This is a genomic window from Halobium salinum (genome assembly GCF_026586625.1).
GTDB classification, from domain to species: Archaea; Halobacteriota; Halobacteria; order Halobacteriales; family Haloferacaceae; genus Halobium; species Halobium salinum.
Genome location: NZ_JAODIW010000008.1, coordinates 777,793 through 792,748, shown reverse-complemented (window position 1 = coordinate 792,748; position 14,956 = coordinate 777,793). Strand labels below are relative to the sequence as shown.

Sequence of the window (14,956 nt, the reverse complement as noted above, 5' to 3'; positions counted from 1 at the left end):
CCAGACGGCTATGTAGGCCGAATAGGAAGGCTTAACAGACTCAGTTTCCCAGATATGTCGACGGCATGGCAAACCGGAGAAACTTCATCAAGGCGGCGGGCGTCGCGGGGACGCTCGGTATCACGGGTCTGAGTGGCTGCATCGGTTCGTTCGGCAGTCAGCCGTACGGCGACGGTACGGTCAACTTCATGATGAGTCCCTCGGAGCCCCAGGACTACATGATGCAGCAGTACAGGCCCTACGGCGAGTACCTCGACGAGCAGATCGAGGACGCCAGCGTCGAACTCCAGTACGCGGCCGACTACACCGCGGTGCTGCAGGGTCTCGGCAGCGGGACGGCCGACATCGCGGAGACCGGTCCGTTCGCGGCCGCTCTCGGCGTCAAGGACGACAAGGCGGAAATCGCCCTCCAGCGCCACGCGTACGGCTCGTGGACCTACGAGAGCGTCATCGTCACGCAGGAGGACAGCGACATCGAGGAACTGGCCGACTTGGAAGGGAAGAAGGTCGGCTTCGCGGACATGGCGAGCGCGTCCGGCTCGCTGTACCCGCTGTACATGCTGAAGCAGGCCGGTTTGAACATCGGCGAGGCACCCACCAGCGACAGCGGTGCCGACTTCACCGGCACCTGGTCGGGTCACGCGGAGGCGTTCTCCGCGCTCGAGAGCGGCCAGGTCGACGCCGCCGGCGTCGGGAACTTCATCACGCAGGGCGACGACGGCCTGAAGGACGGGTTCCGCTACGTCGAGAAGACCGAGGGCATCCCGCGTGCCCCGATGGTTGTCAGCCCCGAACTCTCCGACGAGGAGAAACAGAACGTCGTCAACGCGCTGAAGGGCGCCCCGGAGAAGGCGTACCTCGGCGCCAACGGCAAGTCCAACGACGAGACGGGCGAGAGCGGGACGGAGGACGACCTCTGGTTCGACGACGTGCGCCCGGCCGACCTCGAGACCTACCAGCCGGTCATCGACGTCGCCAACGAACTCGGTCTCAGCACGGACTTGCTGAATCAGGGCTGACTATCGTCGCGTTTGCCAGTCACGACACAGACGACCGCACGAGGCGTGCGGTCGCGTGTGCGGAATAGGCGCAGACGCTGCTATAGAACGCCTCGGGCGTTCCGTATCGTTCCGTAACTGTCAAGCCACTTCTTTCCACAGAACACACGATGCCAGCGATTACGGTGGAGAATCTCACCAAACGCTACGGCGACACCGTCGCCCTCGACGACGTCTCTTTCGAACTCGACGAAGGGGAGTTCGTCGTCCTGCTCGGCCCCTCCGGCGCCGGGAAGTCGACCCTGCTCCGGCTACTCAACGGCCTGACGACACCCACGGAGGGTGGGGTGTACATCGGCGACGACGAGGTCACGGGCAAGCGCAGCGACATCGGGATGGTGTTCCAGATGCACTACCTCGTCGAGACGATGAGCGCCTACCGCAACGCGCTCACCGGCGCGCTCTCGCGGGCCGACTTCCTCGACAGCGTCCTCACCCGCTACGGCCGCGAGGACAAGGTCCGCGCGCTCGAGGCGCTCGACACGGTCGGTCTGCTCGACGAGGCTCGCCAGCGGGCGGGGTCGATGTCCGGCGGCCAGCAACAGCGCGTCGGCATCGCCCGCGCGCTCGTCCAGGAGCCGTCGCTCCTGCTCGCCGACGAACCGGTCGCCAGCCTCGACCCGAAGGCCGCCGAGGAGGTCATGGGGTACATGAAGAGCGCCGCCGCCGAGCGCGAACTGACGACCATCGCGAGCCTGCACCAGGTGAACCTCGCCCGCGAGTTCGGCGAGCGCTACATCGGGCTACGCGACGGCGCGGTCGTCTTCGACGGCGGTCGCGACGACCTCACGATGGACGTCGTCGACGAGATATACTACGAGGACGGCGAGGGACCGGCCCACGAGGTGGTCGCGTGAGCCGCGACCGGACCGAGGACGACCCCGCCGCGACCCGCACGGACGGCGGGACGGCTCGAGGTGGCCCTCGAATCGAGTCGGCGCTCGACCGCATCGAGCGCGCACAGTCCATCAAGCGCGCCCTGACGGTCGTCGGCGTGCTCGCCGTCGCCCTCTTCGCGATGGCGTCCGCGACGTACCTCGGCTTCACGCTCGCGAGCATCTGGCGACAGCTTCCGACGTTCCTCTCCTCGCTCGTCGCCTTCCTCACGCCGGACTTCCACTTCTTCACGCTGTACGCCACCGACCAGGGGCTGCACGGCTGGAACGCGCTGGTACAGAGCCTGCTCAACCCCTCTGCGCTCGTCGACAGCGTCCTCCGGCGCGACGAGGGACTCACCATCGTCGGCGGCGCCGTCGCGACGATACTCATCGGCTTCACCGGCACCGTGCTCGGCTTTCCGCTCGCCCTCCTCTTCGGCGTGCTCGGCTCCGAGCGCGTCACGCCGTTCCCCTTCAACTTCATCTTCCGCGGGACGATGTCGACCATCCGCGCCATCCCGGCGCTCGTCTGGGTGCTCATCTACGTGCCGCTGGTCGGTATCACCCCCGTCGGCGCGATGCTGGCAGTCGGCACCGACACCGTCGGGAACCTCGGTCGGCTGTTCACCGACGAACTTGAGGAGGTCGAGGACGGCCCCATCGAGGCCATCTCCTCGACGGGCGCCTCCTCCTCCCAGACGGTCGTCTTCGGGATGCTCAGTCAGGTGTCCACCTCGTTCGTCGCGTGGACGCTGTACATTCTCGAAATCAACGTCCGCATCGCCGTCTCGCTCGGCGTCGTCGGCGCCGGCGGCATCGGCCAGTACGTCAAGGGCCGCATCGGTCTGTTGAACTTCAGCCAGGCCGCCGCGGGCATCCTCATGATCATCGCCATCGTGCTCACCGTCGAACTCGCGTCGTCGCGCCTCCGTGCCCGACTGCGCCCCGGCGAGCACGAAAGCCGGAGCATCGTCGACGTCATCATGGGCCTCGGCGACGGCGGCAAGTGGTTCGGCCAGTCGTCGAAGAAGCAGTAGCTGACCGACGTTTCGCCGACCCGTCTGCGGTCTCTCCTGCCGTCTCCCGCTCCTCTTCGGTACCGCTCAGTAGTCGCCCAGTCGCGACTGGCCGCTCCCGCCCTCCGCGTCGCCGACGCCCGCGACCTCCGCGGCGCGGGCGATAGTCGTCTCGAACGTCTCCTCCTGGCTCCGGTCGTACAGCGTCGCCGCCGGATGGACACAGACGAGCACCCGCCGTGAGACGCCGCCGATGCGGGCGTCCTGCAGGTCGCCGGCCTCCTTGGTCACCGCGACGCTCCGGTCGAGCAGGTGCTCGCTGGGGACCTTCCCGAGGGTCACGACGAGTTCCGGGTCGACCCGGTCGATTTCGGCTTCGAGGTAGCCACGGCAGTTCGACAGCTCCTCCGTCGAGGGGTCGCGGTTCTCGGGGGGTCGACAGCGCACGCAGTTGGTGATGCGCACGTCCGAACGGTCGAGGCCCACGTCGCGCAGGGCCGAGTCGAGGACGCTCCCCGAGCGCCCGACGAACGGTTCGCCCTGTTCGTCCTCGTTCGCGCCCGGTCCCTCGCCGACGAAGAGGAGGTCGGCGTCCTCGGGGCCGGCACCGTTGACGATGCGCGACCGGGACTCGACGAGGGCGGGACAGCGCTCGCACCCCTCGACGCAGAGTCCGTCCATGTGTTCGAGGTCCGTATCCATGGCGGAGTGGGGGACGGGAGCGGCTTAAGTCTCCTCGCTATGGGGTCGTGTCGCTCTTCCCTGATTCGGCGGCTCCGACGTGAGCAGGTCCGTTCAGGTGGCTTCCGTCGGTCGAACCGTAGTCAGAACCCGTTCGGCTGGTCGGCCTGTCGCCGTCGGCTCGAACGTCCGTTCTCTCGACTCGACAGAAGGTCCGCCGATGCAGAAAGTACTTATCGGCCGACAGGAGACGGAAACCGATGCTCCGCCTCGACGCCCTCCTCGTCTGCCTGCTCGTCGTCCTCACCGGTTGTGTCGGCCCCCCGTCGTCGACTACCGACGGCGAGGACGGGACGAGTTCGGCCACAGCGACCGCGACCTCGACCACGTCGCCGACGCCGACGCCCCAACCACGAATGCGCGCCGTCACCGACCCGCAGCAGGTCGACTGCGGAGACGCCTCTCTTGCCATCTACGGCGCGTCGTACACCCCGGTCTTCCAGTTGATGTGGGACCGTGACGTCGTCAACGTCGGTGGCCACTACCCCGCGAACCGGAGCCTCCTCTTCGTCGTCACCGAGGGCGACGCGGTGCTCGGCGTTGCCCACTGGCACCACGACGATGTGGCCGTGGTGGACGGAAACGCGATAGAACTGGACAGACCGCTCTACGGCGACCACACGATTCAGGTGACGATGTACGAGGACCGCGACGGCGACGCCGAATTAGACCCGGAGACGGATGTCGTCTGTACGCGGGACGGGACACCCGTGCGGACCGACCCGGTCACCGTCGACTTCGACGAGGCGGCGCGCAACGACTCGGCGACGCCGGTCTGACCGCTACTTCTCACCCCTCGCGGGCGAACCCTTCCCGTTCGCTCCACGCCCGTCCCGCCCGCGCCGCCAGTCGTGCGACCCGAACTGGCTCCGGCCGGCCCCCTTCGGGGGTGAACCCGCGGACGACTTCGCCGGCCTCGTCGGCGTCGACGCCGACAGCGCGGACGTACACGGTCTCGTCGTTCACCGCGACGGGGCGGCGGTCGGGGAGCCGCTCGTACGTCGCGAGCCGGGCGGCGAGGGCGTCGCCGTCGAACTGCTCGCGGAGCGCGGGATCGAGCCCGGGGCTCGCCTCGAAGGAGACCGAGAGGACGGGCCTGTCGACGGCCTCGTGGAGGGCGTCGAGGTCGACGAGGTTGAACCAGGCGGGGGCGACGCCGGAGAGGAGTAGGTACTGGACGTCTTCGCGGCCGAGTTCGGAGAAGACGGCGGCGACGGCAGCGGTCGCGTCGTCGCCGCCGACGGAACAGGAGCCGAGCGCGACGCCGTCGACGACGCGGTCGGCGCGGACGACGGCGCCACAGAGCACGCTCCGGTCGTCGCCGTCCGACCAAGCCACGCCGAGCGCTCGGCTCCCGGCTTTCACTGGGGCTGTGACCTCAGTTACCCTTGATGTCTTCGAGCCGGTCGAGCAGTTCGTCGTTGGACGCGCCGATTTCGAACTCCACGGAGCCTTCGTGTTTGTTCTCCTCGGTCGATACCCCCTCGTTGTCCTCGAAGTCCGTGTCGTAGTCCTGACTGTCCTGCTCGGACTCGTCGTAGCTCCCAAAGCCCATACAGATTCGCGTAGATGGTTCGGACTGATAAATCCAGCGCCGAACCGAGTAAGCTATATACCTTCACGAGCGGTACAAACGCCCGACAGCGTCGCCTTCGACCCGGGTCGGTTTATCCGTCTCCCGATTCGACGGCCGCCCTCGCCGTAGACCCCGCCCTTATGCCGTCGGCCGCCGTCCGAGGGGGTATGGAGCCCGTCAACGTCACTGCCGACGCCGACCGGTTTACCTGCAACGCCTACCTCGTTCCGGGCGACCGGCCGGCGCTGGTCGACGTGGGCCAGATGCCCGGCGTCGTCGACGCCGTCAGGGAGCACGTCGACACGGTCGACGCCGTCTACCTCACCCACCAGCACGCCGACCACGTCGGCGAGCTCGACGCCGTCCTCGACGCATTCGGCGCGGAACTCTACTGCTACGCCGAGCATCCGCGACGGACCGGCGCGCTGGCGGACGGCGACGAGGTCCAGCTCGGCGACGACAGCTACGAGGTCGTCTACACCCCCGGCCACGCCGCCGACCACGTCTCGTTCGTCGGCGAGCGCCGGCTGTTCAGCGGCGACGTGGTCGTCTACAACGACGGGGCGTTCGACGACGGGAGCTTCGGCCGGACCGACCGACCGGGGCAGTCCCGCGAACGGCTCGTCCAGAGCCTCGAAGACCTGCTCGACCGCCTCCCGGACACCGTCGAGACGATGTACGCCGGGCACGGGGCCGTCTTCCACAGCGAGGAGGGGGAAGGCGGCGACTCCGTCCGCGACGTGATAGAGCGTGCGCTGGAGCGCGCCGGGCGCCGCCAACCGAAGTATCCGGATGAGTGAGACGAGAGGCGTGACGCGTGAGAGACGAGAGCGGGCGGGTTCGAGCGAGGCGTGAACGAGGAAGCGAGACAGCGGGCCGTCGAGTACCTACTCGAGTGCACGCGAGTGGTCACGCTGGGGGTCCGAAGTCCGGCCGAGCCGGCCCGCGAGAGTCCGGAGCGCAGTCGCTGTCGAGCGTCGAGTTCGGAGAGAAGGGAGGCGCCTCGACCGCGCGGTCGAGCGCCGACTGTCCAGCTTACGCCGCGCGGCGTTCCTTCGACTTCGGTCGGAGGTGCTTGTAGCCGCACTTCCGACAGCTGGTCGCCTTCTTCGGGTTGCGGGCGTTACAGCGCATGCAAATCTGCTTCTCGAGCGTCCGGTTGACGGCGGCGTCGAAGCTAGGCATGCGGGTCAGTTGTGCGGGCCCTCGTTTAACGGTTGCGAGACGACCCGGTCGGCGTCGGTAGCCGGCACCGTTACGAGCGCTCGGACGGCACCGATGGGGCCGTCGCTCAGCACGCCCGGGGCCGAGGCCGTCGCTCGCGACGCGTGCCGAGCCACGAAAACGGGAGCGGGTCGGCGTCGATTCGTCGCCCGGAGCGGCTCAGGCGCCGGCCTGCGCCAGCGCGTCCTCGATGTCCTCGCGCTGGGTGACGCCGACGAAGCGGTCGACGACCCCGTCGTCGTTCTCGACGACCAGCGTCGGCAGCGAGCGGACCTGGTACTGGTTGGCGACGTCCTGCTCCTCGTCGACGTTGACCTTCTCGAAGGAGACCTCGGGGTAATCCTCCTCGAGCTCCTCGAGAATGGGGTCCTGGGTCTTGCACGGGCCACACCAGTCGGCGTAGAAGTCCTTGAGTCGAACAGTCATGTGCTCCATTGCGGCTTGCCTATCGTCGCGCATAAGGGTTTCTCACCCGGCCAACCGTCGTGGGGTCGAACGACTGACGAGTCGAAACGTTTAGGCGGGCGACGGAGAGAGGTACTCACATGAGCAAGGGACAGAACAGCGGCGGCCTGATGTCCAGCGCCGGGCTCGTCCGCTACTTCGACGCCGAGGACCGAAACGCCATCCGGGTCGACCCGAAGACGGTCGTCGCCTTCGGCATTCTCTTCGGCTTCGTCGTCATGGTTCTCAACGCCGTCGGTCTCTGAGCAGGGCACTCTCGACCGACCACCGACCAACCGCGCCGGCCCGTTCGTACCCGGCGCGCTTTTTACCGCCCACTCCCGAGTGACGACGTATGCTACGCGCAGGCGTCGTCGCCGTCCAGGGCGACGTGAGCGAACACGCCGACGCCGTTCGACGAGCGGCCGCCGCCCACGGCGAGGAGTGCGAGGTCGTCGAGATTCGTCAGTCGGGGGCCGTCTCCGACTGCGACGTGCTTCTCATGCCCGGCGGCGAGTCGACCGCGATCTCCCGACTGCTCCGCACGGAGGGTATCGACGAGGAGATTCGAGACCACGTCGCCGCCGGGAAGCCGGTGCTCGCGACCTGTGCGGGCCTCATCGTCGCCGCCGCCGACGCCAAGGACGACCGCGTCGACCCGCTCTCCCTGCTCGACGTGAGCGTCGACCGCAACGCGTTCGGCCGCCAGCGCGACAGCTTCGAGGCGTTCCTCGACGTCGAGGGCCTCGACGAGCCGTTCCCCGCGGTGTTCATCCGCGCGCCACAGGTCGACGCCGTCGGCGACGACGTGGAGGTGCTCGCACGCTGGGACGGGGTCCCGGTCGCCGTCAGGCAGGGGTCGGTCGTCGGCACCTCCTTCCACCCGGAACTCACGACCGACAGCCGGCTCCACGACCTCGCGCTGTTCGACGGCGTCGAAGCCGAGCCGGCGCTGAACGACTGAGCGCCGTGACGCCCGGCGGCTCGTCGCCGGGCGACTCACCGGCCCGGCGGTGCGACGATTGCGGCGACGGGGCGACGCCGGTACCTTCTCCGAACCGATGGGGCTTTTCGCCGGCGGGCCGACCGGCAGACCATGAGTGACCACGAGGGCGACGCCGACGGCGACCCCGCCGTCCGGGCGGACGTACTCGACGACCTGTTCGCGACCATCGAGCGACGGAAGGCCGAGCTTCCGGAGGGGTCGTACACGACCTCGCTGTTCACCCACGAGAAGGGGGAGAACGCCGTGCTCGAGAAGCTCGGCGAGGAGTCGACCGAGGTGGTGCTCGCCGCGAAGGACGACGACCGCGAGGAACTGCTCGCCGAGAGCGCCGACCTCGTCTACCACCTGCTCGTCCTGCTCGCCGAGAAAGACTGCACGCTCGAAGACCTGCGCGAGGAGCTCGCCGCGCGGTTCGCCTGACCTCCCGACCGTAGCCGCCGTCCGGTCCACCCGGGCGAGAGCTATATGCCCCACCCGCCCGAGGGTCCCGTCGTGTCCCGTTCCCTCCTCGCTCGCGACCGCAGCGCCGACGACCCGCCCGGCCCGGACGAACTCCCCGGCGTCGGAAGCACGGTCGGGTTCGTCCGCGACCCGTTCGCGTTCATGACGCGGATGGCCCGAGAGTACGGACCGGTCGTCAGCTACGACGTGGGCGGTCGGACCTTCTACCAACTCAACGACCCCGTCGACATCGAGGACGTCCTCGTCCAGCGCAACGAGCTGTTCGTCAAGGGCGAGCTGTTCCAGACGATGCTGAACCGGGTCGTCGGGAAGGGGCTGCTCACCAGCGAGGGGGAGTTCTGGCGCCGCCAGCGCCACCTCGTCCAGCCGACGTTCACGCCGGACCGCCTCGCGGCCTACGGCGAGGTGATGACCGACGCGACGGCGGCGACGATGGCCGAGTGGTCCGACGGCGAGCGCCGGGACGTCCACGCTGACATGTCCGAGTTGACGCTCTCCATCGTCGCCAGCGCCCTGTTCGGCGTCGACATGCGCGACCGGACGAGCGTCGTCGGCGACGCCCTCGACGTGGTGATGGCGCGCTCGGAGGGGGTCCTGCTCGACGTGCTCCCCGAGTGGACGCCGACCCCCGGCAACCGCCGGTACGACCGGGCCGTCGCTGCGCTCGACGCCGTCGTGGACGACATCGTCGCGGCGCGCCGCCGGAACCCCGGCGACGACCTCGTCTCCGCCCTACTGACCGCCGAGGACGAGACGGGGAGAGGGATGGACCTCGAACAGCTCCGCGACGAGGTGAAGACGCTGCTGTTGGCAGGTCACGAGACGACCGCCCTCTCGCTGTCGTTCACCCTGTTCGTGCTCGCACAGCGCCCGGACGTGGAGCGTCGGCTCCTCGACGAACTGGAGACGGTGCTCGACGGCCGGACCCCGACGGTCGCGGACCTCGACGACCTCGAGTACACCGAGAAGGTCGTCACCGAGTCGATGCGGCTCTACCCGCCCGTCTACGGGATGTTGCGCGAGCCGACCGAGCCCGTCGCGTTCGGCGGGTACACCGTCCCCGAAGGAGGCACCATCAGCGTCAACCAGTGGGTCGTCCACCGCGACCCCCAGTGGTACGACGACCCGATGGCCTTCCGCCCCGAGCGGTGGACCCCCGGAATGCGCGACGACCTCCCCCGGTTCGCTTACTTCCCGTTCTCGGGCGGACCGCGGCGCTGTATCGGCGACCGCTTCGCGATGCAGGAAGCACAGTTAGTGCTCGCGTCGCTGTACCAGAACTACCACTTCGAACTCGTCTCGCCGCCGTCGATGGAGTTGGCGGCGGCCATCACGACGCGGCCGACGAAGCCTATCGAGGCCGTCGTGCACGAGCGGTAGCCGTTCCACCGCTCGCTGTCGTTCGCAGCAGAAACGGGCCGAGTGGGACTTGAACCCACGACCGTCTGGTTAAAAGCCAGACGCTCTGCCGAACTGAGCTATCGGCCCTCACTTCGGCCTACGAGGGAGCGGTCAAAAGCGTTTGCCATTGCTGTCGCCGCTCTGCCTCCGGCTGATGTTCAAATACCGAGACGCGACCACACCCGCCGTGACCTGACGCCCTGTCGCGGAGCGGGCGAGGCGGCCGTGCGGTCTCCCCTCCGCGAGTCGACACCTGCACCGCCTGTTCGCCCAACCGAACGCTTACCGTCGGGTCGGTCGTCCCTCGGGGCATGACCGACTCCCCACCCGACGCCGACCTCGGAACGTTCGTCGAGGAGCTCCTCCACTTCGACACGACCGGCGGCGAGGAGGCGCCCGCCCAGTCGTGGCTCCGCGACAGGCTCGTCGACCTCGGCTTCGAGACGTACGAGTGGACCGCCGACGCGGAGCGGCTGGCCGACCACCACTCGTTCCCGGACGACCCGGCCGAAATCGACGTCGCGGACCGTCCGAGCGTCGCCGGCGTCCTCGAACTCGGCGACCCGGATGCCGGCCCGGCGCTGGTCCTGAACGGCCACGTCGACGTGGTCCCCGCCGAGCGCGACCTGTGGGACACCGACCCGTTCGAGCCGACGTGGGGCGAAGCGAACGGCGAGACGACGCTCACCGCCCGTGGTGCGGTCGACATGAAGTCGGCGCTCGGCGCCTGTGTCTTCGCCGCGCTCGACCTGCAGGCGCGCGCCGAGGGAGGCGAGGTCGACCTCGACGGTCGGGTCGTCGTCGAGAGCGTCGCCGGGGAGGAGGAGGGTGGCATCGGCGCCGCGGCGGCCGCCCTCGACAACCCCTACCCCTTCGAGCGCGACGCCGCGGTCGTCGCCGAGCCGACGGAGCTCCGCGCGGTCACCGCCACGGAGGGGACGGTGATGAAGCGACTCCGCCTCCGAGGCCGGTCGGCTCACGCCGCGACCCGCTGGGTCGGCGAGTCGGTGCTCCCGCACTTCGAGCGAATTCGTCGGGAGTTCGAGGCGCTCGAAGCCGAACGCCACGAGTCGCTCACTCATCCGCTGTACGAGTCGTACCCGGTCCGGTGGCCGGTCTGCTTCGGACGCGTCGAGGCCGGCTCGTGGTCGTCGACGGTCCCCGCGAACCTCACCGCGGAGATTCGCATCGGCGTCGCACCCGGTGAGACGGTCGAGGAGGTGGAGGCTGCCTACGAGGCGCGACTGGCCGAGGTCGTCGACGACGAGCCGTGGCTCCGCGACCATCCGCCCTCGTTCGAACGCTTCTCGGTCCAGTTCGACTCGGCGGAGACCGACCCCGACGAGCCGGTCGTCGCGTCGCTCCAGCGGGCGATGTCGGACGCGGGAATCGACGACACTGCACCGGTCGGCGCGACGTACGGCGCCGACTCCCGGCTCTACGTCGAGGCCGGGATTCCGACCGTGCTGTTCGGGCCGGGGACGATCGAACAGGCGCACTTCCCGAACGAGACCGTCCGCTGGTCGGACGTCGAGCTGGCTCGGGAGGTGCTCGCCGGGTCGGCCGCGGACTTTCTGGCCGGCGTTCAGTCGCCGACGTCGGGGTCGGTCTCGAAGTAGGCGTCCAGCGCGTCGGCGACGACCTCGCCCGGCTCGCGGTTCTCCAACGACGCCCGGCGGCGGAGCAGGAGGTACTGGTCGGGCGGGAGGCCCACCTCGAGGTGGCCCGGGGTGACGCCGTGCTCGCGGAGGGCGTCGGTCGCCGCCGTGCCCGCGTTGATGTCGCTGGCGGCCGCCCGGACCTCGCGCACGGTGAGTCCGGCGTCGACGGTCGCCCACGCGAGGTGGAGTCGGGCGTCGCCGGCGACGCGCGCGATGTGCTTGGCCGCGGTCGGAGCGATGTGCCCGCGGGCGACGTGTCGCCGGACCGACTGCGGAAGGTCGTGCACCCGGGCCCACTTCCGAATGAAAGAGACGGTCGCGTCGCCGCCGGCGCGCTCGGCGGCGGCCTTGTAGGAGCCGGTCCCTCTGACGAGCGCCGCGCAGGCCGCGGCCCCGCGGAGCATGTAGACGTTGTCGTCGGCGCCGGCGGTGTTGCCGGCGAACGCTCGGACGGTCTCGGCGGCCTCGGCGACGCTCTCGGGGTCGTCGGGGTCGAAGCCGACCGCCTCTGCCGCTCGTTCGCCCGTGATCGCCGGGTCCGCACGGACCACCGGCTCGCCGACGGGTTCCCTCCGGTCTGCAGGAACGTCGTCGGTGCCCTCGTCTCCTCTGTGGGCCGACGACTGTCCGGGGTCCCGACTCATCTACGGACAGGTTGGCGGCCGGGTACTAAAAGCGACTCGCCCGACTGCGCCGTTCTCGGACGAGCGTCGGCGGCGGGCCGACGAGCGCCGGTTTCGGTCGTCTCGGCGCTCAGTCGTCGGCGGCGACGTCGTTCGCCTCCCGCCGGTCGGAGAGGTGCTCCCAAATCTCGGTGCAGCCCGCCCCGTCCTGCACGTCGGCGAGGTGGGCGTCGTCGGCCTCCTCCTCCTCTTCCTGAGGCTTCGAACCGGCCGGCTCCGTCATCGGGTCTTCCCTCCGTCGACGGGCTCGTACAGCTCCGGGGCGGCGTCGGCGGGGGCGTGGTCACGAATCTCGTCTCGGAGATCGGTGTCGGTCATCGAACGCTGATTGGGTTGTCGACGGCATAAGGCCGACTGCAGATGTAAGAACGGCCCGGGCTCCCACATGCCGGCAAGGGTGGCCGACATCTCGGACGGACGATTCTCCCGACAATCGGTGGACGGCGCCGGGTCTGACCGCTCGACGTCCGTCGCCACTCCCGCGGACTCTTGCGGCCGCCGACCGGTACAGGTACGGCCGGCGCGTAGGTCCGGCAATGAGCGTCGCGTTACGGATTCTGGACGACGGTGCGTGGGTCTCCGTCGACGACACCCGGCGGGTCGCGGTGAGCGAACTCTGGCGCGTTCCCGGCGTCGAGTTCTGCCGTTGTGACCTCGCCGACATCGTCGTCGAGGGATTCCTCGAGGTCGGGGTCGACGGCCGAACCGTCGAGGCCCGTCTCTACGGACAGTGTATCGTCTGTGGCGAGTCGGGGACGACGGGTTGGCTCCCCGTCGGTCGCATCGTCGACGGCGAGTTTTACGACCTCGACCGGGAAGGCGGGGCGGCGCCGACGGGACCGACGCCGGAAAACGGGTAGCTCGAACAGCCGGCAAGAATTTCTCCTTAGTGGGAGCACCGGGAAGGGTTGACGGCATGGGCGCCCCCTTACGTGTGCGCCTAAAAGAGAGGGGCACGAATGCCCACGGACGTCGAGGAGTGGAAGTCGGAGGTGTACGGCAACGAGATTCGGGAGCATCTCGAACGGTTCGCCGAGGAGGGGTGGGAGGCCATCCCCGAGGACGAGCACGACGCCTGGTTCGAGCGCTTCAAGTGGTGGGGGCTGTACCACCAGCGGAACGGCCAGGAGTCCTACTTCATGATGCGCATCGGGACGCCGAACGGCGTCCTGAAGCCCGGCCAGGCGAAGGTCGTCGCGGACATCACACAGGAGTTCGCGCACGGTCCCGAGGAGAACCCGATATTCGGCAACGGGTACGTCGACTGGACGACCCGTCAGTCCATCCAGCTTCACTGGATCAAGGTCGAGGACGTCCCGGAGATCTTCGACCGGCTCGACGAGGTCGGCCTCTCCACCCAGCAGGCCTGCGGTGACTCCTGGCGCAACATCGTCGGCTGTCCCGTCGCCGGGAAGGACAAACACGAGCACGTCGACGCCCTCCCCGTCGCCGAGGGGCTCCACGAGACCTACAAAGGCCACGAGGACCACACGAACCTCCCCCGGAAGTGGAAGGTCGCCGTCACCGGCTGCCGCGAGGGCTGCGGCCAGGGCGACATCAACGACCTCGCCTACGAGCCCGCCTCGAAGGAGGTCGACGGCGAGGAGGTCCGCGGGTTCAACGTCCGCGTCGGCGGCGGGCTCGCCCGCAACGAGCCGCGTCTCTCCCGCGACCTCGACGTGTTCGTCACGCCCGAGCAGGCCGTCGAGGTCGGCGGCGGGCTCTCCGCGCTGTTCCGCGACTACGGCGACCGCGAGGACCGCTACAACGCCCGGATGAAGTTCCTCGTCGACGAGATGGGCGCCGAAGAGATTCGGGAGACGCTCCAGGAGGAGTACGTCGACTTCGAACTCGAGACCGCGGGCGAGAACCTCCGCGAGGACTACTCGTACAACTCCGGGCGCGAGACCGGCGGCCACTCCGACCACGTCGGCGTCCACGAGCAGAACGACGGCAACTACTACGTCGGCCTCAACGTCCTCGTCGGCCGGATGTCCGACGACGACACGGCCGAACTCGCCCGCGTCGCCGACGAGTACGGCTCCGGCGAGGTGCGAGTCACCCAGCGTCAGAACGTCATCATCACCGACGTCCCCGAGGAGGACCTCGGCGACCTGCGCGAGGAGCCCCTGCTCGAGGACTACTCCCCCGACCCGCACCCGTTCATGCGCGGCTCGGTCGCCTGCACCGGCACGGAGTTCTGCTCGCTCTCCATCGTCGAGACGAAGAACCGCCAGGTGCGCTACGCCCGCTGGCTGAAGGAGCACGTCGACCTGCCCGACGGCATCGACGACTTCCACGTCCACCTCTCGGGCTGCACGGCGTCCTGCGCGCAGCCTCAAATCGCCGACGTCTCCCTCCGCGGCATGAAGACCCGGAAGGACGGCGAGGCCGTCGAGGCGCTCGACATCGGCCTCGGCGGCGGTCTCGGCGCCGAACCGCGCTTCGCCGACTGGGTCACCCAGCGCGTCCCCGTCGACGAGGTGCCCGGCGCCATCAAGAACCTCCTCGCGAACTTCGAGGAGCGCCGCGAGGGCGACGAGACGTTCCGCGACTTCGTCGAGCGCACCGACGAGGACACCCTCGCCGACCTCGTCGAACCCGAGGAGACCTCCTACGAGGACCCGATGATGCACAACACGAAGATGACGTGGTACCCCTACGCCGAGGACGACGACATGGCCGCGAGTCCGGCGCCGACGGACCGCGACGGCCAGTCGCTGCCGAGCGACGACTAGGAACACCCACGTTTTTTGCCGTTCGAGAGCCGCCAACGGTGGCTCTCGTGATGACGAGACGCCGAAGG

Annotated in this window: 19 protein-coding genes and 1 tRNA gene; 12 read left to right on the top strand and 8 right to left on the bottom strand. The window is 68.9% G+C overall.

What is annotated here, in order from left to right; translation table 11 throughout:
• Nucleotides 1-65: 65 nt before the first annotated feature.
• The 3 genes from N5095_RS16155 (at nt 66) to N5095_RS16145 (ending at nt 2,973) form a co-directional block, all read left to right on the top strand.
• Entirely contained in the window at nt 66-1,019 is a 954-nt protein-coding gene (locus N5095_RS16155) for a phosphate/phosphite/phosphonate ABC transporter substrate-binding protein (RefSeq protein ID WP_267624076.1), read from the top strand.
• A gap of 149 nt (nt 1,020-1,168) precedes the next feature.
• On the top strand, nt 1,169-1,915 hold the full coding sequence (phnC, locus tag N5095_RS16150; protein ID WP_267624075.1) for a phosphonate ABC transporter ATP-binding protein: 747 nt from the start codon (nt 1,169-1,171) through the stop codon (nt 1,913-1,915).
• The gene (locus N5095_RS16145; RefSeq protein WP_390203351.1) at nt 1,912-2,973 is read left to right on the top strand and encodes a PhnE/PtxC family ABC transporter permease; all 1,062 of its coding nucleotides are present in this window, start codon (nt 1,912-1,914) and stop codon (nt 2,971-2,973) included. The genes phnC and N5095_RS16145 overlap by 4 nt, the downstream gene beginning before the upstream one ends.
• A 66-nt stretch (nt 2,974-3,039) precedes the next feature.
• On the opposite strand, the gene N5095_RS16140 is transcribed toward N5095_RS16145, so the two are convergent.
• Nucleotides 3,040-3,633, bottom strand: a complete 594-nt coding sequence (locus tag N5095_RS16140) for a uracil-DNA glycosylase (protein WP_390203455.1) — start codon at nt 3,631-3,633, stop codon at nt 3,040-3,042.
• Between the two features lie 260 nt (nt 3,634-3,893).
• Here N5095_RS16140 and N5095_RS16135 point away from each other — a divergent pair, with 260 nt between their 5' ends.
• Complete coding sequence (locus N5095_RS16135) at nt 3,894-4,472, top strand: hypothetical protein (protein WP_267624072.1); 579 nt, start codon at nt 3,894-3,896, stop codon at nt 4,470-4,472.
• Between the two features lie 10 nt (nt 4,473-4,482).
• Here the strand turns inward: N5095_RS16135 and N5095_RS16130 are convergent, their stop codons facing one another.
• A complete protein-coding gene (locus N5095_RS16130; protein WP_267624070.1) occupies nt 4,483-5,058 on the bottom strand; it encodes an endonuclease dU in 576 nt (191 codons plus the stop codon).
• 13 nt (nt 5,059-5,071) lie between these two features.
• Nucleotides 5,072-5,248 (bottom strand): DUF5786 family protein, encoded by a 177-nt coding sequence (locus N5095_RS16125; RefSeq protein WP_267624068.1) that lies wholly within the window; start codon nt 5,246-5,248, stop codon nt 5,072-5,074.
• A gap of 188 nt (nt 5,249-5,436) precedes the next feature.
• On the opposite strand from N5095_RS16125, the gene N5095_RS16120 reads away from it, so the two are divergent.
• The gene (locus N5095_RS16120) at nt 5,437-6,069 is read left to right on the top strand and encodes an MBL fold metallo-hydrolase (RefSeq protein ID WP_267624066.1); all 633 of its coding nucleotides are present in this window, start codon (nt 5,437-5,439) and stop codon (nt 6,067-6,069) included.
• 235 nt (nt 6,070-6,304) lie between these two features.
• Here the strand turns inward: N5095_RS16120 and N5095_RS16115 are convergent, their stop codons facing one another.
• The gene (locus N5095_RS16115) at nt 6,305-6,454 is read right to left on the bottom strand and encodes a 50S ribosomal protein L40e (RefSeq protein WP_267624064.1); all 150 of its coding nucleotides are present in this window, start codon (nt 6,452-6,454) and stop codon (nt 6,305-6,307) included.
• Nucleotides 6,455-6,652: 198 nt separating this feature from the next.
• Nucleotides 6,653-6,919, bottom strand: coding sequence for a thioredoxin (gene trxA, locus N5095_RS16110; RefSeq protein WP_267624063.1), 267 nt, complete (start codon nt 6,917-6,919; stop codon nt 6,653-6,655).
• A 119-nt stretch (nt 6,920-7,038) separates the two neighbouring features.
• Between trxA and N5095_RS16105 the strand changes: the two genes are divergently transcribed.
• The 4 genes from N5095_RS16105 (at nt 7,039) to N5095_RS16090 (ending at nt 9,785) form a co-directional block, all read left to right on the top strand.
• Nucleotides 7,039-7,203, top strand: a complete 165-nt coding sequence (locus N5095_RS16105) for a preprotein translocase subunit Sec61beta (protein ID WP_267624061.1) — start codon at nt 7,039-7,041, stop codon at nt 7,201-7,203.
• Between the two features lie 89 nt (nt 7,204-7,292).
• A complete protein-coding gene (gene pdxT, locus N5095_RS16100) occupies nt 7,293-7,901 on the top strand; it encodes a pyridoxal 5'-phosphate synthase glutaminase subunit PdxT (protein WP_267624059.1) in 609 nt (202 codons plus the stop codon).
• Nucleotides 7,902-8,033: 132 nt separating this feature from the next.
• Nucleotides 8,034-8,363 carry a phosphoribosyl-ATP diphosphatase gene (gene hisE / locus N5095_RS16095; RefSeq protein WP_267624057.1) on the top strand — a complete coding sequence of 110 codons (330 nt, stop codon included), beginning with the start codon at nt 8,034-8,036 and terminating at the stop codon, nt 8,361-8,363.
• Between the two features lie 72 nt (nt 8,364-8,435).
• Entirely contained in the window at nt 8,436-9,785 is a 1,350-nt protein-coding gene (locus N5095_RS16090) for a cytochrome P450 (RefSeq protein ID WP_267624056.1), read from the top strand.
• 34 nt (nt 9,786-9,819) lie between these two features.
• On the opposite strand, the gene N5095_RS16085 is transcribed toward N5095_RS16090, so the two are convergent.
• Nucleotides 9,820-9,893 (bottom strand) — tRNA-Lys (locus tag N5095_RS16085).
• A 224-nt stretch (nt 9,894-10,117) separates the two neighbouring features.
• On the opposite strand from N5095_RS16085, the gene N5095_RS16080 reads away from it, so the two are divergent.
• Nucleotides 10,118-11,425: a M20/M25/M40 family metallo-hydrolase gene (locus N5095_RS16080; protein WP_267624054.1), complete on the top strand. Its 1,308-nt coding sequence runs from the start codon at nt 10,118-10,120 to the stop codon at nt 11,423-11,425.
• On the opposite strand, the gene N5095_RS16075 is transcribed toward N5095_RS16080, so the two are convergent.
• Nucleotides 11,392-12,111, bottom strand: coding sequence for a DUF7119 family protein (locus N5095_RS16075; protein WP_267624052.1), 720 nt, complete (start codon nt 12,109-12,111; stop codon nt 11,392-11,394). The two genes, N5095_RS16080 and N5095_RS16075, sit on opposite strands and share 34 nt — an antisense overlap.
• A 109-nt stretch (nt 12,112-12,220) precedes the next feature.
• Nucleotides 12,221-12,373, bottom strand: coding sequence for a hypothetical protein (locus N5095_RS16070; protein ID WP_267624050.1), 153 nt, complete (start codon nt 12,371-12,373; stop codon nt 12,221-12,223).
• Between the two features lie 313 nt (nt 12,374-12,686).
• Here N5095_RS16070 and N5095_RS16065 point away from each other — a divergent pair, with 313 nt between their 5' ends.
• Entirely contained in the window at nt 12,687-13,010 is a 324-nt protein-coding gene (locus N5095_RS16065) for a DUF8134 family protein (RefSeq protein WP_267624049.1), read from the top strand.
• Nucleotides 13,011-13,109: 99 nt separating this feature from the next.
• On the top strand, nt 13,110-14,888 hold the full coding sequence (locus N5095_RS16060) for a nitrite/sulfite reductase (RefSeq protein ID WP_267624048.1): 1,779 nt from the start codon (nt 13,110-13,112) through the stop codon (nt 14,886-14,888).
• Nucleotides 14,889-14,956: the final 68 nt, after the last annotated feature.